Origin of the sequence: Photobacterium profundum (assembly GCF_003026285.1) — a bacterium.
Taxonomy (GTDB): domain Bacteria; phylum Pseudomonadota; class Gammaproteobacteria; order Enterobacterales; family Vibrionaceae; genus Photobacterium; species Photobacterium profundum.
In genome coordinates, this window is sequence record NZ_PYOD01000002.1 from 969450 (window position 1) to 990674 (window position 21225).

Here is a 21225-nt window from a genome sequence, read left to right on the forward strand (position 1 = left end):
TTATTTAAATATGATGTAATGGGCTGCCGCACGATCTGTAGGCTTAAAAACAGCGGTTAGCTCACAATTTTCGGTTGTTCGCTTATCTATATGAAAAAACATGCTTAATTACAAGAGGGGTGTATTTGTGCCCCTTTTTTCTGCGGTACCTCTCATCTTTCCTCTTTGGTTGCAAAATTGTTATTTTTTGTGTCAATTAGTCCTGTTCATTTTATCAATATTACGACCATAATTTAACGTGGTATTAACATTTGATTTTAATCACATGATGCATTAGTCAATTCGACAAGGTGAATACAATACCATTTATCGTTTGTCTAAGCATTGTTCAGGACATCCCACTTTCATAACAATAAAAAGTAGTGGGTTTATTTAAGGATAAGAGGACAGTGAAATGAAGCATTTAAAGACAACCCTTACAGCATTAACACTTGCTTTTGGCGTAGCGGGATTTGCACATGCTGCACCTATCGAAATCAAGTTCTCGCACGTTGTGGCAGAAAATACACCCAAAGGACAAATGGCGATTAAGTTTCAGCAATTAATTGCCGAGCGTATGCCAGATAAAGTCGAAGTTAAGGTGTATCCAAATTCACAGCTTTTTGGTGATAACAAAGTGCTAGAAGCTATGATTTTGGGTGACGTTGAAATGGCTGCACCATCGGTATCAAAGTTTAATAAATACACCAAGAAACTACAGATCTTTGATTTGCCTTTCTTGTTTAAAGATATGGATGCGGTCGATCGTTTCCAGCAAAGTGATTCAGGGCAAGAACTACTGAATTCATTAAAGAAAAAAGGCTATGTTGGATTAGGTTATTTACATAATGGCATGAAACAAATTTCGGCAAGTAGTCCGTTACAAGTACCTGCAGATGCAAAAGGTAAGAAGTTCCGTATTATGAGTTCAGATGTATTAGCCGCCCAGTTTGAAGCGCTTGATGCAGTTCCTTTGAAAAAACCATTTTCTGAAGTATTTACGCTACTACAAACCAAAGCCATTGATGGGCAAGAGAATACATGGTCTAACATTTATTCGAAAAAATTCTTCGAAGTTCAGCCTTATATTACTCAGTCAGATCATGGGGTATTGGATTACTTAGTGGTGACTTCAACGGAATTCTGGATGGGATTACCTGATGATGTACGCGCTGATGTGAAAACTGCGCTTAATGAAGCCATTGTTTACGGTAACAAAGTCGCTAACGATAAAGCCATGGCAGATAAGCAGGCGATCATCGATTCAGGGCGAAGCAAAGTCATCGTATTGTCTGATGACGATCGTCAGCAATGGATAGAATCAATGAAGCCGGTATGGAAGCAGTTTGAGAAAGAGATAGGTCCCGAGCTGATTCAAGCAGCCGTTGCCTCAAACCAGTAATACCGTTGTGAAAGATGCCAGAGCTTGCTTTGGCATCTTTGCATTAGGAGCAAGGGAATGATTAAGTTTCTTCATAAGTTCGAAGAATCAGCAATTGGATTATTATTAGTCGCGACAACATTGTTGGTATTTATCGAAGTTGTTTTACGGTTTGTTTTTAATACTGGTTTGTTGTGGGCACAAGAGTTAACCCTTTATATGTCGGCGTGGATGGTATTAATGGGAGCCTCTTGGGGGATTCGAGAAGGTGCACACATCGGTGTCGATGCCTTTGTAAAAAAGCTGCCTGAATCAAGTCAAAAAATCGTTACGTTAATTGCACTGGCAATGTGCCTAGCGTATTGCGGTATGTTTCTTTATGGCAGTTGGATTTATCTGAGTAAGATGCATTTGATTGGCATCGAGATGGAAGATTTTGCCATTGAAAAATGGAAAGCAATGAGTTGTTTAGTGTTGGGTTTTTTATTGCTGACATTACGTATTGTTGTTCTAGCGATTCAAGTGATTAAAGGTGAGCGGCTTGGTTTTGGCTTTGCTGATGAAGCCAAAGAGAGCATGCACCTCGCTGAAGGTAATGATCAAACGGAATTACCTCCAAGCAACAAGGAAGGGCAGTAGTTATGACTATTTTTGCATTATTCGGCTTACTTTTTTTCTGTATGTTTATTGGTATGCCCATCGCGATTGCGCTCGGGTTATCAAGTGTCGCAACCATCCTGTTATTCTCGAATGATTCATTGGCCTCTATTGCCTTAAAGTTATTTGAAGCAACTAGCGAACATTACACCTTATTAGCCATTCCATTTTTCATTTTATCTTCTGCTTTTCTATCAACAGGGGGAGTTGCCAAACGATTAATAAATTTTGCCATTGATGCTGTCGGCCATATTCGTGGCGGTCTTGCAATGGCATCGGTGATGGCATGTATGTTGTTTGCGGCGGTGTCGGGGTCTTCTCCTGCGACGGTTGCGGCAATTGGCTCGATTGTTATCGTTGGTATGGTGAAGGCTGGTTACCCGAAAAGTTTTGCGGCAGGTGTGATTGCGAATGCGGGTACATTAGGAATTTTGATCCCTCCTTCTATTGTTATGTTGGTTTATGCGGCAGCAACCGAAGTGTCGGCATCCCGTATGTTCATGGCAGGTTTTATTCCCGGCTTAATGATGGGAGGCATCTTGATGATTGCCATTTACATCGTTGCCCGTATAAAAGGATTGCCATCACAACCGTTTCCAGGTTTTAGTTCATTGCTTATTTCGGGGCTGAAAGCGCTTGGCGGTTTAATGCTCATCGTGATTGTATTGGGGTCTATTTATGGTGGTATCGCAAGCCCAACTGAAGCGGCATCTGTTGCTGCGGTATATGCATGGTGTGTGAGTGTTTGGGGTTACCGCGATATTGGTCCGTTGAAAGGCGTACCATGGCGATATGAACATGAACATGTTGTAAAAGCAATCGTGCGCAATACCGCCAGCTTTCCATTGGCATTAATCCGCTCGTTTACCGATAAAGAAGTCAGCCACGTTGTGAAAGATGCGGCGAAAGTCAGTATTATGCTGTTGTTCATTATTGCTAATGCAATGCTGTTTGCACATGTGCTTACAACCGAACGTATTCCACATATGATCGCCGAAACTATTGTGAGTATGGGTCTACCTGCTTGGGGATTCTTAATTGTCGTGAATATCTTGCTGCTTATCGCAGGTAACTTCATGGAGCCCTCGGCAATATTACTAATAATGGCGCCAATATTGTTTCCTATTGCAGTTCAACTTGGTATTGATCCTATTCATTTAGGTATCATTATGGTGGTCAATATGGAAATAGGCATGCTAACCCCGCCTGTTGGGCTTAATCTATTCGTGACGGCTGGAATAACAGGAGAAAGCATGGGGTGGGCAATTCGTGCTGCATTGCCATGGCTTGGCTTATTATTAATCTTCTTAATGTTGATTACTTATATTCCTCAGATCTCATTATTTCTACCGGAATATATTGATAGCCTTCGGGTACCAATAAAGTAGCTAGACTGAAGCTGTTGAAAAAATATTGATGGCTTTAAGGGGCGGCTGCATATTGTTGCTGCCCTTTTGGGTTATATACCCAAGTCATTCTTCTTCTAGATGCGCCGCTGTTATGTTCTCAACTTGGATAGTATGTAGGAAGATAATAATGAACTGATTGCAGTATGACTTAGAAAGGGAGTGACGATTAGTGAATCTAATGGCCAAAAATTGGAAGTTGTGGGTGTTGATAATGATTATAACCCACGACTCTGGTTTGCGACAAAACCTAGAAAAGGCTTCATCATTCTATCTGCAACTTGAAACTATTTAACGGTTAGTAACCTCTTCCTGGCGCTTTTGTAAAGCTTATTTAAAACCTTCTTGGGGTTTGATAAATTCCATCTCAACCACGCTATGATTATTATTCTCTTTCTTGATTTGGTATTCTTACCTGTAGGGTTTCTTTTCATATACGAGTAATATCGTTCAGTAGATTTTCTTTCCCTCATTGCTTGATAAAACTCTTCAGCAACTATGTGATTACCAATGAAATCTCTAATTAGAAGTGACAAATACCCACATGCTGATACTGATTCTATCCCCCGATGTCCAACGCCATATGTGTGAAGTTCACTTGCTGGTTGTAGTGATAATGCTTGCTTTTTGTCATTTGCACAGAATGGGTCATAAACAACGGTTATATGCATGCTATGCTCTGGCAGCGTCACGCTATAAAGGGTAGGGGAGAATAGTAGCGCCCTGTCTATCATCAAATGGTGAGACAGTAGCAATGCACCACAGGCGCCCATACTCACGGCATAAGCTAATCGCTCTTTATGGTGTTGAAACATAAAAGAGTTAGATTTTGCCCACTCAAGGAGCTCTATTTCTTCATATTTGTGATCCGCAGATATTGGGTTGAATGAAACAACGTTAACTCCTCGTGATGATAAGTATTTAAACCCCCAAGGAAGCTCGCCGTTATCCACTTCATAGTGTGTTAGTACTGTACCGGCTGGAGCAAATGCAAATACAATGGGACCATTGTCAATTATGGCACCTTGTATTAAAGTGTTTTTTACTGTTATCCTAAATTCTCGATTATTTTCCATCCGTGCTCTATTAGAAACTTCTAGAGATAACTGCTTTTGTTCTGTTCTATTTTTCTTATTCATCTATCTAAATCCAGTATTTTTACAGACGTTATGGTAAATAGGTCTTACTTGTTCATTGATACGATAATGTTAATCCACTAATGCTAGTCGGTGGTTGTTTGTTTGGAGTCACAATAAATTCTATAGATAATGAATATGTTCACGATAATAAATGATATCTTTATCATTGTACCGCCGTTCTACTTTAGAAATAAGCTTTTTAGTCAATAAAATGACATGTTGAGTGCATATGAATACCTTGGGCTTTGATTAGTCCCTAGCTTGTTACTGATGTTCCAAAGATATTTAAATTTCACAGCTATCCTTGAGTGCTTTAAGTTATTGAAAGTTAAGGTGTTGTTCTTTATTTCTGGTTGTTTTTATTGGCAATCGAACGTATGGGGCACATATGACCGCCGAAACTATTATGAATATGGGTTACCTGCATGGGGTGGGCAATTCGTGCTGCATTGCCATGGCTTATTATTAATCTTCTTAATGTTGATTACTTATATTCATCAGATCTCATTATTTCTACCTGAATATATTGATAGCCTTCGGGTACCAATAAAGTAGCTAGACTGAAGCTGTTGAAAAAATTAAAAGAGCGCTGATAGAGTGCTCTTTTTTATTGTGTATTTATACCAATCTAGACAAGTACCTGAATACTCCGAATATTGGTTCACCAATGCCATGTGAATGATAACCATTCTGTGACCTATTTAACAAAAAAAGTATTGTTATAAAGTGTAAGTATATTTTTGTGAGCAATAGGGACTGAAAATTAAAATTGGTTGATCTGATTGGCACTTTCACCTTATTTGGTTAACCAGTTTGTTTTTCTGCCTATATTATTAGAACTGTTGGATAGCAGTGGCACATAATAATAAGGATTCCTATGAACCGTAAACTCTTTACCTTAGCACCTATAGCAGTGGCGCTAGTACTCGCAGGTTGTAATTCATCAAACTCAAATGACGGCAAGGATGATCTTCTTCAACCAATTGTTCAATCGAAAGTACACGACATTCTTAACGTTGATGGTTACCAATTCCGTGATGCCAATGGTGATGGCAAGCTTGCACCCTATGAGGACTGGCGTTTAACGTCGGCAGAACGTGCTGCTGACCTAGTTAGCCGTATGACTCTCGAAGAAAAAGTCGGCATGATGCTGATCGATACTTTGAATGCTGAAGCGTATGGATATATTGGTAGCGAACACCAAAATTTGGTCAATCGTCAGATGATGAATCGTTTTATCTTCCGCAATACGATTCTGACTCAAGACGAGATTAATGCACTGACTGATGAAGAGCGACAAGATGGTGGTGCAGGCGGGCCTATGGGGGCTAACTATAAAATCAGCCCGATGGAAGCTGCTCAGTATATGAATAGCATGCAGGAGTTGACTGAACGTACTCGTTTGGGTATCCCTGCGTTATTTAAATCGAATGCGCGTAACCATATCGACCCGAATGCTAAAGCGGGTATCAATGTTGATTCAGGTGCTTTCTCGTCATGGCCGAAAGAAGGTGGGCTTGCAGCTACGGGTGATATGGCGTTGATCGGTGAATTCGGTAATATTATGCGTGCAGAGTGGAATGCTATTGGTTTGCGTGGCATGTACGGTTATATGGCTGATCTCGCTACTGAACCGCGTTGGTATCGTGTGCATGAAACTTTTACAGAAGATGCAGATCTGGCTTCAGAAATTATGACATCTTTGGTTGGCAACCTACAAGGTAAAGACGTTTCCTCCGACAGTATCGTACTAACCATGAAGCACTTCCCTGGTGGCGGCCCGCAGTTCCTTGGGGCAGATCCACATTATATTGCTGGTCAACATCAGAGCTATCCGGCGGGTAATTTTGATTACCACGTCAAACCCTTTATTGCAGCGATTGATGCAGGTGTTGCTGCAATGATGCCTTACTACGGAATAGTCGGGGGCGGTGAGTGGTCAATCAACAACCCTGATAGCACAGACTTGGATGCTGGTGGTATACCTCTAGGCGATCTTCTACATGACCGCGTGAAAAATACAGTCCGTGTACCGAACAATGATTACTCTACTAGCGTCGGTACGCCTGCAGGTAATGTTGGTGTCGCTTTTTCGAAAGGCATCTTAGATGGCCTTCTGCGTAAAGAGCTGGGCTTTAAAGGGGTTATTAATTCCGATACGGGTATCATCAATGATCAAAATGAAGTGCATACTGATTATGAGATGATGCACAATAATCGTGCTTGGGGTCTACAGGATAAAGACAAGACAGAGCAATTTGTTATCGCCATTGAGGCAGGTACAGATGTATTTTCTGGGTTCAAGAATAATGCAGAAATCCGTACTGTGGTTGAGCAAGGATTAGTTTCTGAAGCACGTATTGATGAGTCAGTTAAACGTCTTCTGGAAGTACAATTTGACTTAGGGCTGTTTGAAAATGCTTATGTCGATGCCGACACAGCGAACGCTATTGTGGGTAATGCTGAATTCCAAGAAAAAGCTCAGCTAGCACAGCGTATGGCCGTTGTATTACTTGAAAATACAGATGCAACTTTACCATTACCGACTGCATCTAGCCTCTTTACTATGGGTATGGATGGCGAAATCGCAGAAGAGTACGGTTTCGATGTAACCATCGGTGATGACGATGAAGGTAATAAAGTAGCAGCTGCGACTGAAAGTGATTATGCATTAATCCGTGTGCGTGTTGATAATATTCCGGCAGTTATTACGGGTGATACTCCCACTAACCGTGCATTAGTATTTGGTGGTTCTGATTTTGACGAATTGTCAGTACTTGATTTCACTGGCATGGCTAAATCTGAGTCTTGGGTAATTACTCCGTCTCTAGACGATATCCAAGCTGTGATGGGGGAGGTTGGTGCTGAAAATACCGTCCTTTCTGTGTACTTCCGTCAGCCATACGTGCTGGATGATACCAGCGGTTTGAAGGGCGCTGGCGCGATACTAGCAACATTTGGTTCGGATGATCGTGCTGTGATGGATGTTATCAGCGGTGAGTTTAAACCTACCGGTAAACTACCATTTGCATTGGCTAACAGTGCCCAAGCGATTCTTGACCAAGATTCTGATGCTCCGGGTTACAAAGAAGGTGATGAGCTATATCCATTCGGTCACGGATTAAACTACAAGTAAATAAATGAGTTTAGTGATTTCAGCGAGATAAAATGCCAGATAACTATCTGGCATTTTTTATATATGAATACGGATCAAGATCAATAAAATACGACTAACTGGTCAACCAATTGATTGTGGTGGTATATAATGTTTATATTCCATTCGTAAACATACTTTTGGTAATACTTTAATTTTCAAATCATTTAGATTGATAGAGGTTCTTTTGTTTAAAGGTAATTTAAATCAGTTACATTCAGTTTCAGGTTTACCTGAAAAAATATTGGAATGTATCAATAGCGTAAAAAACATTTTAGACCACAATGCAGAGGTGGGCACTTATCCATTGCTGGAAGATAAAGCATTTTTCTTTATTGTTAATGACCATACAGAACTATTAGAAAAAAGGCGCTCTGAATGTCACCAAAAGTATATTGATGTGCAAATAGTATTAGAAGGTGAAGAAACCTTTGGTTATAGCGAACATCCATTTTTATCGTTAGATGAAGACTTGTTTGAACAAAAAGATATTGCTTTTAGTGAAGACATTATTAATGAACAATTTGTAACACTACAGTCTGGTGATTTTATTGTTTTCACTGCAGAACAGCCTCATCGTCCATTAATCGCAGTTAATACGCCAGCTCCAGTTAAAAAAGTAGTTATTAAAATAGATAGAACATTAGTTAATTAGGTGAAAACATGAATCAATATATTAATGTACTTACTTGGGATGACAGTAATATTCCGCATCGATTGTGGGTTGAAAAATGTGATAATGGCGGTGCTCGTTTATGTTTGAAAGTGATTAAAGATGTTGAACCTGAAATACTGTATTTAGACTTACCCGTTAATCAGCAGCAAGTAATAGGAGCATGGCAGGGGAAAGCATCACCAATATCGGATGAATTCAATGATGGGAAGCTGTATTCTCAAGTAAGAAGCTTACTTAACTTACCGCAAGGTTGCGTCGTTTGGACTGTTAATCATATTCAGATGCCGAGTGGATTAAAAATGTCGGCAGATAAATTGGCATTTATACCAGAAATGAAACAAGAACATGGTTTGTTAGTTGCTATATAGTCAGTGTGATACAGTTTTTAATAAAACATCCCCATCAATGATGGTGTTATATTATGGGGATAATTATTTTATGTATTTTACGATTGTTATATACCCAAGCTACCTCAAGATGCAGGATTATCTTGAGGTAACTTGGGTATAACTCACTAGACGGTGAGTTGTTTGGAATTACGATACATTTTATAGATAGTCACTGCGTTCACGATAATAAACGTTGCTTCCATCATTGTGCCGCCAATCGAACCTAATAATAAATTATTTGTTAGCCAGCAAAATGAATTAAATAGAATTAATAAGCGCATATGAATACCTCGGGCTTTAAATAAGCCCCAAGTAGCAACTGATGCCCCAAATATAGTCAAAATTTCATAGCTATGTTCAACATTGGGTAATCCCATTACCCATAATAATCCAATAAAAAACCACATTACGAGGCTGGATTGCGTTTGGGTGGAGGCATAACTGCGTAGCGCGCTGATTCCACAGCCTACGGCGGCAGTAACCGCACCCATTAAAATGAAGTGAGAGCAAAGAACAATTTGAAATACGGTTAGATGAAGCCGAAACTTATGTCCATCTTGATGCAAAAATGCTGTCGCGCCGATTAAAAATGCAACTATACCAATAGTTTGTGGAAAATCTAATTCAGGCATGTGGCTTTACAGCCTCTGCAAGGTAACGAAGGCACAGTTCTGGGCTCGTTAATATTTCAAAGCTGCTTTCATTACAATACTGTATTGCAGGTGCCATAGATGTTTGCGCTAATACAATAACAGTTGGTTTGGTCTTTACTGCATTAATATGTGCTGCGATTGTTCTGGCATACATTTCTGTATTTCCAGCGAAATAATAGGGCCAGGCTTTAGGTACTAATTCCGTTTGGATGAATGGCTGCTTTTTCCGTTGAGCTGTTGGTTGATCTAGGTGTTTGCTTGTTTCCACTTCGGTATTAACGGAATGCAATAATTCAACGGTAGGTGTTAATGTGCTAGAAAGTGCTGCAAGTACCAATATATTGTCATGTTGAATAGCGGCTTCTGCCATTGGGCGATCGACACGAATAACCTTCGCCGAAACATTAGGCGTTTTTTCAGCTAAATCACCAATAGTAGAACAGGTACAAATAATGATATCTACATTACTTTCTGCAATTTCTGTGATGGTTTGTTGTACGTCATTGGTTACTTGTTCGGTTAGACCGTCTTCCATAGCGTTTTGTAATAAACGTTCATTAGTATGATGTGAAATCGTAACCGAGGGGTCTTTAAGGTATCTATCAATATATGGCTTAAAGAGCGCTTCATTGGCTTTTAGGGTATAAAGAAAGCAGATATTCATTGGTGAAGTTCCCTTTATAAGTTGGTTTAAGTCATCTATTGGTATCGCGTATTTTCAGTAAAAGAAAGGCCTCCAGATGGAAGCCTTAATATTATAAAACTGCTATATCAATTATTTCACTAAGTCGGCAGCTTCACGCGCTAAACGACCAATTTCATCCCAACGGCCTTCGTTGATCATCGTCTTATCGACCATCCAAGTACCACCACATGCGTAAACTCGGTCAATGGCGAGGTAGTCTTTTACATTGTTAATGTTGATACCACCTGTCGGCATTAGCTGAATTTGAGTATACGGCGCAAGTAGAGATTTCAGCATATTAATGCCACCTGATGCTTCCGCAGGGAAGAACTTCAATGTAGTTAGACCAAGTTCTAACGCGGCTTCAACTGCACTTGGGTTGTTAACACCAGGAACGATATCGATGCCAATTTCCTGACATGCTTTAACGGTTGTTGGGTTTAAGCCTGGAGAGACAACAAACGTTGCACCTGCATCTTTCGCTGCCTGTGCTTGTTCGCGGTTAAGTACCGTACCAGCACCGATTAGCATATCTGGTTGGGCTTCGCGAAGCAGACGAATTGCCTCTACTGCTGCATCTGAGCGGAAAGTGATCTCAGCGGCAGGTAGGCCATTTTCAGCCAATGCTTTGCCCAGAGGAATAATGTCTTCAGCGCGGTCGATAGCGATAACTGGAATAACTTTAATTTCGGCTAGTTGTTGTGCAATGGTGCTCATTGTCTGACTTCCTTTATAATTTTGTTGTTATGGTTGAAGCGGTCGAGTGGAGATTAAAATCCATCGCTTCGGTGGCATAGCATGGGATAATCGCCCCTTTGTGCTGGATCACCGTACCGGCTAACTGATGACCCTGAAGCGCCGCTTCTCGTGGCGTTTTATCGGTAAGGTAACCTGATAAAAAACCGGCATTAAATGAATCACCAGCCGATGTAGTATCAATAACCGTTTCTACTGGTGTTGTACCAATAAGTTCTGGCTTATCGGTAGTGTAATCAGTATATAAGCAGCCTTTGGGCCCCATTTTAAGCACGACTTTTTTCACGCCAGCGCTCTCTAAACGATCCAATGTTGCTTGCGATGAAGTATCTCCCCATAAGGTTTCTTCGTCGTCGTCAGTCACTAACGCAAGGTTGGTAAACGACAATATTTGCTTGTAGCACTTACGCGCTTCATCGGCATTTTCCCACAACGCAGGGCGATAGTTGGAATCAAAAGCAATTTCAACGCCATTGCGAGACAGTTGTCCAAGCAACGTGACTAATTGTTGACGATCTTTCACGGGTAAAATCGCTAAGCTAATACCGCTGACGTAGACCATATCAACGGTTTGCAAATGGTTTTCTACTTGCGAAAAATCAGGGTGACGAACAAGATAGCGTGCCGCCGATTGGTTACGCCAATACAGGAATGTACGTTCACCTTGCTCATCAAGTTGGATCAAATATAAACCAGGCCGACGTGTTTTATCACGTAACACGTGTTCGGTATTGATCCCTTCTTGTTGCCAGCGAGAAAGCATACCGTCACTGATAGCATCGATACCTAGTGCGCTGATGTAATCAATTTCGACAGATTGTCCTGCGGTACGTGCCATATATACCGCAGTATTCAGTGAATCGCCGCCATAGGCTTGCTGCATGGTGCCAAAAGGGGCGCCATTGAGCTCGATCATGCATTCGCCGATAATTGCGATGCGTTTCATGCAAACTCTCCAGGTAATTTGAAGTAATTTTTTGCGTTGTTGAAAGCGATATCTTGAACAAGCTTGCCTAACATTGCCATGTCGTGAGGTGCTTCGCCATTTTGTACCCACTGACCAATCATGTTGCACAGAATACGACGGAAATATTCATGGCGGGTATACGATAGGAAACTACGAGAATCCGTTAGCATACCCACAAACTGGCTTAACAGACCCAATTGAGACAATTGTTCCATCTGACGTTGCATGCCATCTTTTTGATCGTTGAACCACCAACCCGAACCAAATTGTACTTTGCCAGCAATGCCGCCACCTTGGAAGTTACCAATCATTGTCGCCATCATTTCGTTATCGCGAGGGTTCAGGCAATAAAGAATGGTTTTTGGTAGCTCATTTGTGATGTCCATGGCATTAAGTAGCGAGGCCAATTCCAATGCAAACGGACGGTCACCTACAGAGTCAAAACCGCTGTCGGCGCCTAAGAGCTTGAACATGCGGGTGCTGTTATTGCGTTGTGCGCCAATATGAAGCTGCATTACCCAGCCACGCTTCGCATATTGAGTTCCTAGCCACACTTGAACAGCTGTGCTGAATTGGTCGACTTCTTGTTCAGTCAGTATTTCGTTATTAAGACGTCGTGCTAGCATGGTATCCAATACAGATTCTGCTGGTATTCTGCCGTAGCGAACAATCTCAATGCCGTGGTCAGCGGCACGGCAGCCATGCGCTGCAAAATGCTCAAGGCGACGATCCAATGCTGTGAGTAAATCTGCGAAACGGGTAATCTCAATATCAGCGACTTCACCTAAAAGTTGCATATATTCTGAAAAGCCGTCTAGCTCGATTTTGAAGGCACGATCAGGGCGCCAGCTTGGTGCCACTTCGATATCACAAGTCTCATCTTCAGCAATGGCTTTATGGTGCTCTAGTGTATGGATAGGATCATCGGTAGTGCCCGCCATAACCACGTTCATTTGTTTCATGATACCGCGCGCAGAAAACTCAGGGCTCGCTAGCATTTCATTACATTCGTGCCAGATATCTTCAGCGGTTTCAGGGCTGAATAGTTTGCCAGTAATACCAAATGGACGACGTAATTCTAGGTGAGTCCAGTGGTACAGTGGATTGCCCAGTGTCTGTGGTACTGTTTTAGCCCATGCCATGTATTTTTCAAAATCAGAGGTTTCTTTACCTGTGATGAGCGACTCGCTAATACCAGCAGCTCGCATACCGCGCCACTTGTAGTGATCGCCTTCTAGCCACATTTGACCAAGATTGTCGAAACGACGGTTATCTGCGACTTCTTGCGCGTTAAGATGGCAATGGTAATCATAGATAGGCATGTCTTTCGCGAAATCATGATATAAACGACGTGCAACCTCATTGGTTAGAAGAAAATCGTCACATAGAAAAGCTTTCATAGATGGCTCCAGAAAAGTCTCCCCTCGAAAAGTGTATTTTTCGAGGGGATAGAATTAATTAAAGTGATGCAACCGCAGCACGAGCGCCGTCAGTGATTATTAGCTGATAAGCGTCGGTTATAACTGTAACCAATTCTTCGTTCTTAATAAGATCGGTACCGAAGATAGCTTCAATGCCAAGAAGAGCCTTAACCACAGAAGTATTAATACCGTGCTGCTGGTAGATCTCTTTAAATAGGTCAACCATTGGATCACGAACATCAATAGGGTTCGCTTTTTCGTCAGAGCCGCTGATGTACGTCATCCAACCTGCAATACCCATTGCCAGCCATTTGTAGTCAGAACCAGCGTCAAGGTGGAAACGTAATGAGCCCCCCATACGTTGAGGGATCTTCTGGCTACCATCCATCGCGATTTGCCATGTTTGGTGCTTCAAGCTTGGGTTGGTGAAGCGGTTGATAAGCAAGTTTGCATAACCTTCTAAATCGGTGCCTTCAGGCATGTTTAGGGTCGGTGCTTGTGCTTTCATCATCATGTCGAAAGCCGCTTTACGGTAGCTTTCATTGGTCATGGTGTCAGATATATGCGCGTAACCTCCCAAATAGCCAAGGTAGGCTAAGAAAGAGTGACTACCATTGAGCATACGCAGCTTCATTTCTTCGAAAGGCACAACATCAGCGACAAACTCAGCACCAACGATATTCCATTCAGGTCGACCATTGACAAAGTTATCTTCAATAACCCATTGTCTGAATGGTTCACAAGCGATACCACATGGGTCTTCAACACCGACTAAGGTTGTGATTTCTGCTAGTGTTTCAGCGGTTGCTGCTGGCACTATGCGATCGACCATGGTGCATGGGAAAGTCACGTTAGCTTCAATCCAACCAGCAAGGTCTTTATCTACTAGCATTGCAAAATCTAACACTGCTGCGCGGGCAACATGACCATTTTCTTGCACGTTGTCGCAAGACATGACGGTGAAGGATTTGATGTTTAGTTCACGGCGGATGCGCAAAGCTTCAACAATGTAACCAATGGCAGATTTTGGCTCGCTTGGATTAGCTATATCGGCTTTAATTAGACTATTGTTTTTATCTAAACGACCAGTGGCAGGATCGGCACAATAGCCTTTTTCTGTAATAGTCATTGATACAATAGCAACCTGTTCTTCTGCCATTTTTTCAAGTACGGCACGTTGTCCATCAAGTACAGGATGCAGAGATTCAGTAACAGAGCCTACCATTTTCACTGTAGTCGCATCGGCACCTTTTTCTGCCACAGTGTATAAGTGGTCTTGCTCACGTAGTTGCTTGATAAGCTCTTCACCGCCGAACAAGTTAATTTCACAAATGCCCCAATCACTGCCATTCTTTTCTAGCATTTCACTGGTAAATAACGCTTGGTGAGCACGGTGGAAAGCACCAAAGCCTAAGTGAACGATACGGCTCTTAAGGGCTGTTCTATCGTAATTAGGACGGATGACTTGAGCATTGATTTCAGTATTAGCAATATTTGACATGTTGTGTTTCCTTTATTTTCTCACCGGTATATTACCGGTGAGAAATGTATTAATCGGGATATTCTTATGTATTGATAGTTGTTTAGTAACCTAGCACTAGACCAGGTAGGAATAGGCTTAGTTGTGGAATAAAGGTAACTGCCATTAGTGCAAGAACCAGTGCCGCATAGAAAGGTAGTAATGGTTTTATGATCTTATCAATCGAGACTTTTGCAACCGAACAACCAATAAATAACGCGCTGCCTACAGGTGGAGTACAAATACCAATAGCAAGGTTAAACGTCATCATGATGCCGAAGTGTACTGGGTCGATACCTAAATCTAATACGATAGGTAAGAAGATAGGAGTGAAGATAAGTACTGCTGGTGTCATGTCCATGAAGATACCAACAATTAATAAAATAAGGTTGATAATCAATAAAACAACTAGAGGGTTATCAGAAACAGCCAGTAGTGCGTCGGCAATCATGTAAGGGATATCGGCGTTAGCCATTGCCCATGACATGCCCATTGATGCACCCACTAACAGTAGAACAATTGAGGTTGTCACTGCTGACTCTAAGATGATAGCAGGAAGCTGTTTTATTTTTACTTCACGGTAAACAATTACTGCAAGTATAAAGGTATACATCACTGCAATAGCCGAAGCTTCAGTTGCTGTGAAGATACCGCCAATAATACCACCCATAATAATGACGATAAGCATTAAAGAAGGTAACGCTTTTAGTAATGTATCCCACACTTCAGCCATACTTGGTTTTGCTGCAACAGGGTAGCCACGGCGCTTGGCAATAAAACCAGCAACACACATTAAGCTCAAGCCCATAATCAGACCAGGGATATAACCCGCTAGAAATAATGCTGCAATCGATGTGCCGCCAGAAACAAGAGAGAATACGATTAAGGTATTACTTGGTGGTATCAGTAAGCCAGTAGGGCATGATGTAATGTTCACTGCCGCAGAGAAATGCTCATCATAGCCGTCTTTCTTTTGCAAAGGAGACATGGTACCGCCAACTGCTGCTGCAGAGGCAACCGCTGAACCTGAAATTGAACCAAACATCATATTTGCCATGATGTTTACGTGCGCCAGAGAGCCAGGTAGACGACCACCTAATACTTTTGCAAAATTAATAAGGCGAATCGCAATACCGCCTTGGTTCATAATATTTCCCGCCAAAATAAAAAACGGGATCGCAAGTAATGCAAAGTTATCAAGGCCAGCGGCCATACGCTGTGCTACCACGGCAATTGCAGGTTCAAGTGGCAGGCTTAGCATAATGGTTGCTAAAGAAGACAGACCAATAGCAAATGAAACCGGAACCCCTAACGTTAAGAGAACCGCAAAGCTACCAAATAGAGTAAGAATGACTTGCCATTCCATAATGAAATTCCTTTTTAAATTAGTTTTATTGAGGATCTGCGGCTACTTGGGCTTCACCTGATATCAGTTGTTTCACTTTTTCTGAGCCAAAAACAAATGAATAAAAAATTATTAATGCCCCGCTTAATGGTAAGCAGAAATAGATGTAGCCCATCTCCCAACCCAGTGCTGGTGTTACCTGACCTGTCGCTAACGTTTTAAGTGCGAGATTGGTGCCGCCGTAGATCAGTACAATAAAGGCAAAAACGGCAATAGTGACTTGAATAAAAATTTCGTTAATCAGCTTCCGCTTGCCTGTTAATTTCATTGTTAATAAATCGATAGCAAGATGACGTTTTTGACCAGTAGTGTAAGCCGCACCAATAAGTGCAACCCACATAAATAGATAGCGTGCTAATTCATCCGTGATAGTGCTTGGTTTGCCAATAACATAACGTGAGATCACCTGCCAGATAACACAAAAAACAAGGAAGGTAGAGAGAGACACAGTAAATGCTGCCAACCCTCTATTGATATAACCAACCAATTTATTCATCTTTAATTCCTTAGTGTGTGGAAGTATGGGAGTTAACAGTTGGTTAACCAATGTAAAAAAATATTAATCAACGTTATTTGTCACATACTCGTTTCTGGTGTGGATTATAGGTAATGGTCAATAAATGTCATGTGAGCTACTTCACAATTGAATTGGTTGACCAATATGGGGGTTATTATTGTGATACAGGTCAACCAATTGATGTTTTTGTTTTGACGAGGTACATATTTGACGCCAATATTGGTCCCGTATTCCAATATACCCTACGAAATGGACAACCAATCTCACGGAGATATAACAATGATGACACGTAAAAGTGTACTAACAGCTCTAATCGGTACAGCGCTAACAATTGGTGCTTCAGCTTCTGCTTTTGCTGCAACTACATTTAAGCTGAGCCATAACCACCCACGTGACCACGCAGTCCATCAAGCAATGGATTCAATGGCAAAAGAAGTACGTGAGCTGACAAATGGTGAAGTGCGTATTCGTATCTACCCTGATGCACAATTAGGTACGCAACGTGAATCAATGGAGCTAATGCAAAATGGCGCACTTGATATGGTGAAAACAAATGCTGCTGAATTAGAAGCATTTGCCCCAGCTTATGCGGCATTTAACCTACCGTACTTATTCCGTGATAAGGAACACTATTACAATGTAATGGAAGGTGCGATTGGCGAAGAGATTTTAGCGTCATCTCGTGATAGTGGTTTCATTGGTTTAACTTATTACGATGCTGGTGCACGAAGCTTTTACGCGTCTAAGCCGATTAATACACCAGAAGACCTTAAAGGTTTGAAAATCCGTGTACAACCAAGTCCTTCTGCAATCAGCATGGTTCAGTCTTTAGGTGGAAATGCGACGCCTTTGGCTTATGGTGAGCTGTATACAGCCCTACAGCAAGGGGTGGTTGATGCCGCAGAAAATAACATTCCTTCATTCAGTTTAAGCCGCCATGGTGAAGTCTCTAAATACTACAGTTTAGATGAGCATACTATGGTTCCAGATGTGCTGGTTATCTCCAACAAAGCTTACGATGGCCTGTCAGAAGAGAACCGTGCAATACTTAAAAAAGCAGCGATGCATTCTGCAGAGTTGATGAAAAAATTATGGGCGGAATCAGAACAAACTGAACGCGCTAATGCAGAGAAGTTAGGTGTGACATTTGTAACACCAAACAAAGCAGCCTTTGTCGACGCAGTACAGCCAATGTATGATGCTTTAGATAAAACAAACCCAGATCTAGCTGAAATTGTTGAGCGTATTAAAGCTGTTAAATAATCGATAGATTAGTTATTAGCGTAAAAATAACAAGGTGTTGCTACTCTTTACCATAAAGAGGTTGACCAATTTTTTTAGGTCTTTATGATGGCGTAGAGTGCAATGGAATATAGTGACAATATCAATATGATGCCTTTTGAAGCAAAAAGACCTTATCAAGAATTAGGGTTGATACTAAGACAAGAATTAATGAGCGGTCAGTATAGTGTGGGTGACCGCCTGCCACCTGAACGTGACATCGCTGAAAGGTTAGATGTGAGTCGTACAGTGGTGCGCGAAGCCATCATTATGCTTGAACTTGAAAATCTGGTTGAAGTTAAAAAAGGATCAGGGGTATATGTCCTTAATATTCCTAGTGAAACGAATAGCCGCGAAAATGTGATTAGCGATGAAGCCGGTCCATTTGAAATGTTGCAAGCTAGGCAGTTATTAGAAAGTAATATTGCTGAGTTTGCTGCGATTCAAGTAACACCGGGTGATATTGTGAAAATGCGAGTCGCACTTGAGCTTGAGCGTAATGAAATCGCAAGTGAATCTACAAATTGTAACGGTGATGAACAATTTCATCTTTGTATTGCCGAAGCAACCCAGAATTCAGTGCTGGTGGATATGCTTAAACATTCTTGGGCGCGTCGTGAGCAAAGCCCAATGTGGAAAAAGCTTCATTCTCGTATTAATGATCAGGCTTATCGCGAAGAGTGGCTAGACGATCACGCAAAGATTCTTTCAGCGATGCAGCGAAAAGACCCTATTGCAGCAAAAAATGCCATGTGGCAACACCTTGAAAATGTAAAACAACGATTACTTGAGTTATCCGATATCGATGATCCAAATTTCGATGGATATTTATTTAGCTCAAACCCTGTTGTCCTTCTTGGGGATGATAAATAAAATCGAAACCTTAATATAAGGCATCGATAAATAAGACCAGCATCCTTGTTGGTCTTTATTTAGAACTGCTACTTCTAAGTGACAGTTAATTAAATTTTTTAAATACTTTACTCGTCAATATTTTTCGAGCGGGTTAAGTGTGTCTGCAAAAGGTGATTGTCATGGAACAAACTTGGCGCTGGTATGGTCCTAATGACCCAGTTTCTCTAAACGATATTCGTCAGGCTGGAGCAACGGGTATTGTGAACGCGTTACACCATATTCCGAACGGAGATGTGTGGACGAAAGAAGAAATTCTTATTCGCAAGGCTTTAATTGAAGATAAAGGCCTTACATGGTCAGTGGTTGAGAGTGTTCCTGTACACGAAGAGATCAAAACTCAAACGGGTAATTACCAGTTGTGGATTGATAACTATAAACAAACATTACGTAACTTAGCAGAATGTGGCATTGATACCGTATGTTATAATTTTATGCCCGTTTTAGATTGGACACGTACTGATCTTGAATTTGAAATGGCCGATGGTTCTAAAGCACTACGCTTCGATCAAATTGCATTCGCTGCTTTTGAATTACATATTTTAAAACGGCCAAATGCAGAAGATGCTTATTCTGACGAAGAACAAGCACAAGCTAAAGTCTATTTTGATAATATGTCTGATGCCGACATAGCTAAATTAACAGGTAATATTATTGCAGGGCTACCAGGCGCAGAAGAAGGCTATACATTACAAGAATTCCAAGCCCAACTAGATCGTTACGACGGTATAACGAAAGATAAGCTTCGTGAACATATGGTGTATTTCTTAAAAGAATTAATGCCTATCTGTGATGCTAGCGGTTTAAAAATGGCAGTACACCCAGATGATCCACCACGCCCAATTTTAGGTCTACCTCGTATCGTTTCAACGATTGAAGATATTGATTGGCTAACAACTGAAGTACCAAGCCAAATGAATGGCATTACAATGTGTACTGGTTCGTATGGTGTACGTGGTGATAATGATTTAGTGAATATGATTAGACAACACGGCGATCGTATTTATTTTACTCATTTGCGTTCGACTCAACGTGAAGACAATCAGCTTAGCTTCCATGAAGCTGCACATCTTGATGGTGATGTTGATATGTATAACGTCGTGATGGAAATCCTGAAAGAAGAACAACGCCGTGACGAAGCTGGTGATGTACGGTTAATACCAATGCGACCAGATCACGGTCATCAGATGTTAGATGATTTGAATAAAAAAACGAACCCTGGTTACTCGGCTATAGGTCGCTTGAAAGGTCTTGCTGAAGTTCGTGGGTTGGAAATGGCATTAAAGCGCGCATTTTTTACAAAATAAAAATAGAATAAATTGTATAAAGGTCCGATTATCGGGCCTTTTTTATTTGTTTGTAATCAGAGAGTAGAGCTTTGTTGATTATCTTTCAATCGTTATGTGAAAGATAATCATAGGCCATTATTTAATTTATTTTAAATACTTTACATGGGCTTCCATTTCTTCCCCTATTTCTTTACGCATATTCATTAATTTAATGGCTGAATCACGTAATTCAATATCTTCAGGAGTCTGCGGAATCCATTCAGGAATAGGCGTGGATTTACCGTCTTCATCAACAGCAACCATAATGACAATACAATGCGTAGTCAGACGGCGTTCTAATTGTTTTGGATCGCTTGCTTGCACATCTATCGCGATATGCATTGAAGATCGCCCTGTATAAATAACCTTGGCACTGACTTCAACAAGGTTACCTACTTGAATGGGGGCGACAAAACGAATCCCACCAGCATAAGCAGTAATACAGTATTTAGCACTCCATCCGGCAGAGCAGGCATAAGCGGCTAAATCGATCCATTTCATGACAGCGCCGCCATGGACTTTACCACCAAAATTAACGTCACTCGGTTCTGCTAAAAAACGAAGTGTTACATCACGCTGTCCACCTTTCATACAACTATTCCTCAGAGCTAAAGAGATACGATTTAATTTTATGTAAAAACAGATGTATCAGTAGTGTTAATTATTTGTTTTGCTATTACACCCTTACAAAACTGATAGATCAAGCGCTTAGTGGTTAATTTTAGGAATAAATACCCCCGCTAGCCTTAACGTTGCTTGAATTGTAACTTGAACGTAACAAGGTGCGGTTCTACTAGTGCTGGGGGATAAAGTGATGATCTTGTTGTCAAAGTGGTTACGTTTACAATGATGCAATAAAGTGTTTTCAATGGGTTGTATCTAGTCACTACGCTAGCATTGATAGTTGTGTCACAAATTTTACATTTTGTCATATGTGAGTTTTTAATGAACAGAAGAACAATAGAAATTATAAATATTAAATAAAATCATGAGTTTAAAA

19 protein-coding genes are annotated in these 21225 nt (G+C 41.1%); 9 read left to right on the forward strand and 10 right to left on the reverse strand.

Going from position 1 to position 21225, the window contains the following annotated elements; all coding sequences use genetic code 11:
- Window positions 1-394: 394 nt before the first annotated feature.
- The 3 genes from C9J48_RS09100 to C9J48_RS09110 are packed head-to-tail and all read left to right on the forward strand — an operon-like array spanning window position 395 to window position 3405.
- Window positions 395-1381 carry a TRAP transporter substrate-binding protein gene (locus C9J48_RS09100; protein WP_006228506.1) on the forward strand — a complete coding sequence of 329 codons (987 nt, stop codon included), beginning with the start codon at window positions 395-397 and terminating at the stop codon, window positions 1379-1381.
- Between the two features lie 57 nt (window positions 1382-1438).
- Window positions 1439-1999, forward strand: a complete 561-nt coding sequence (locus C9J48_RS09105) for a TRAP transporter small permease (RefSeq protein WP_006228505.1) — start codon at window positions 1439-1441, stop codon at window positions 1997-1999.
- Window positions 2000-2001: 2 nt separating this feature from the next.
- Window positions 2002-3405: a TRAP transporter large permease gene (locus C9J48_RS09110; protein ID WP_006228504.1), complete on the forward strand. Its 1404-nt coding sequence runs from the start codon at window positions 2002-2004 to the stop codon at window positions 3403-3405.
- A gap of 305 nt (window positions 3406-3710) precedes the next feature.
- Here the strand turns inward: C9J48_RS09110 and C9J48_RS09115 are convergent, their stop codons facing one another.
- Entirely contained in the window at window positions 3711-4562 is an 852-nt protein-coding gene (locus C9J48_RS09115; RefSeq protein ID WP_006228502.1) for an alpha/beta hydrolase, read from the reverse strand.
- 877 nt (window positions 4563-5439) lie between these two features.
- Here C9J48_RS09115 and C9J48_RS09120 point away from each other — a divergent pair.
- From C9J48_RS09120 to C9J48_RS09130, 3 genes are all read left to right on the forward strand, one after another.
- Window positions 5440-7698, forward strand: coding sequence for a glycoside hydrolase family 3 protein (locus C9J48_RS09120; RefSeq protein ID WP_006228501.1), 2259 nt, complete (start codon window positions 5440-5442; stop codon window positions 7696-7698).
- Window positions 7699-7903: 205 nt separating this feature from the next.
- Window positions 7904-8371, forward strand: a complete 468-nt coding sequence (locus C9J48_RS09125; protein ID WP_006228500.1) for a NanQ anomerase/TabA/YiaL family protein — start codon at window positions 7904-7906, stop codon at window positions 8369-8371.
- Window positions 8372-8379: 8 nt separating this feature from the next.
- The gene (locus C9J48_RS09130; protein WP_006228499.1) at window positions 8380-8760 is read left to right on the forward strand and encodes a hypothetical protein; all 381 of its coding nucleotides are present in this window, start codon (window positions 8380-8382) and stop codon (window positions 8758-8760) included.
- A 146-nt stretch (window positions 8761-8906) separates the two neighbouring features.
- On the opposite strand, the gene C9J48_RS09135 is transcribed toward C9J48_RS09130, so the two are convergent.
- The 8 genes from C9J48_RS09135 to C9J48_RS09170 form a co-directional block, all read right to left on the reverse strand.
- Complete coding sequence (locus C9J48_RS09135; RefSeq protein ID WP_006228498.1) at window positions 8907-9413, reverse strand: YgjV family protein; 507 nt, start codon at window positions 9411-9413, stop codon at window positions 8907-8909.
- Window positions 9406-10098, reverse strand: a complete 693-nt coding sequence (locus tag C9J48_RS09140) for a hypothetical protein (protein ID WP_006228497.1) — start codon at window positions 10096-10098, stop codon at window positions 9406-9408. Before C9J48_RS09140 ends, C9J48_RS09135 begins: the two co-directional genes overlap by 8 nt.
- Before the next feature lie 111 nt (window positions 10099-10209).
- The gene (locus C9J48_RS09145) at window positions 10210-10836 is read right to left on the reverse strand and encodes a bifunctional 4-hydroxy-2-oxoglutarate aldolase/2-dehydro-3-deoxy-phosphogluconate aldolase (protein ID WP_006228496.1); all 627 of its coding nucleotides are present in this window, start codon (window positions 10834-10836) and stop codon (window positions 10210-10212) included.
- A 13-nt stretch (window positions 10837-10849) separates the two neighbouring features.
- A complete protein-coding gene (locus tag C9J48_RS09150) occupies window positions 10850-11821 on the reverse strand; it encodes a sugar kinase (protein ID WP_006228495.1) in 972 nt (323 codons plus the stop codon).
- Complete coding sequence (uxaC, locus tag C9J48_RS09155) at window positions 11818-13242, reverse strand: glucuronate isomerase (RefSeq protein WP_006228494.1); 1425 nt, start codon at window positions 13240-13242, stop codon at window positions 11818-11820. The genes C9J48_RS09150 and uxaC overlap by 4 nt, the downstream gene beginning before the upstream one ends.
- A 58-nt stretch (window positions 13243-13300) precedes the next feature.
- Complete coding sequence (locus C9J48_RS09160; RefSeq protein ID WP_006228493.1) at window positions 13301-14764, reverse strand: fructuronate reductase; 1464 nt, start codon at window positions 14762-14764, stop codon at window positions 13301-13303.
- An 82-nt stretch (window positions 14765-14846) separates the two neighbouring features.
- Window positions 14847-16148, reverse strand: a complete 1302-nt coding sequence (locus C9J48_RS09165) for a TRAP transporter large permease (RefSeq protein WP_006228492.1) — start codon at window positions 16146-16148, stop codon at window positions 14847-14849.
- Between the two features lie 25 nt (window positions 16149-16173).
- On the reverse strand, window positions 16174-16683 hold the full coding sequence (locus C9J48_RS09170) for a TRAP transporter small permease (protein WP_006228491.1): 510 nt from the start codon (window positions 16681-16683) through the stop codon (window positions 16174-16176).
- Window positions 16684-16983: 300 nt separating this feature from the next.
- On the opposite strand from C9J48_RS09170, the gene C9J48_RS09175 reads away from it, so the two are divergent.
- The 3 genes from C9J48_RS09175 (at window position 16984) to uxuA (ending at window position 20204) form a co-directional block, all read left to right on the forward strand.
- Entirely contained in the window at window positions 16984-17967 is a 984-nt protein-coding gene (locus C9J48_RS09175; protein ID WP_006228490.1) for a TRAP transporter substrate-binding protein, read from the forward strand.
- Window positions 17968-18069: 102 nt separating this feature from the next.
- On the forward strand, window positions 18070-18858 hold the full coding sequence (locus C9J48_RS09180; protein WP_006228489.1) for an FCD domain-containing protein: 789 nt from the start codon (window positions 18070-18072) through the stop codon (window positions 18856-18858).
- Window positions 18859-19019: 161 nt separating this feature from the next.
- On the forward strand, window positions 19020-20204 hold the full coding sequence (uxuA, locus tag C9J48_RS09185; RefSeq protein WP_006228488.1) for a mannonate dehydratase: 1185 nt from the start codon (window positions 19020-19022) through the stop codon (window positions 20202-20204).
- Window positions 20205-20330: 126 nt separating this feature from the next.
- Here uxuA and C9J48_RS09190 read toward each other — a convergent pair whose 3' ends face one another.
- A complete protein-coding gene (locus C9J48_RS09190) occupies window positions 20331-20816 on the reverse strand; it encodes an acyl-CoA thioesterase (RefSeq protein WP_006228487.1) in 486 nt (161 codons plus the stop codon).
- Window positions 20817-21225: the final 409 nt, after the last annotated feature.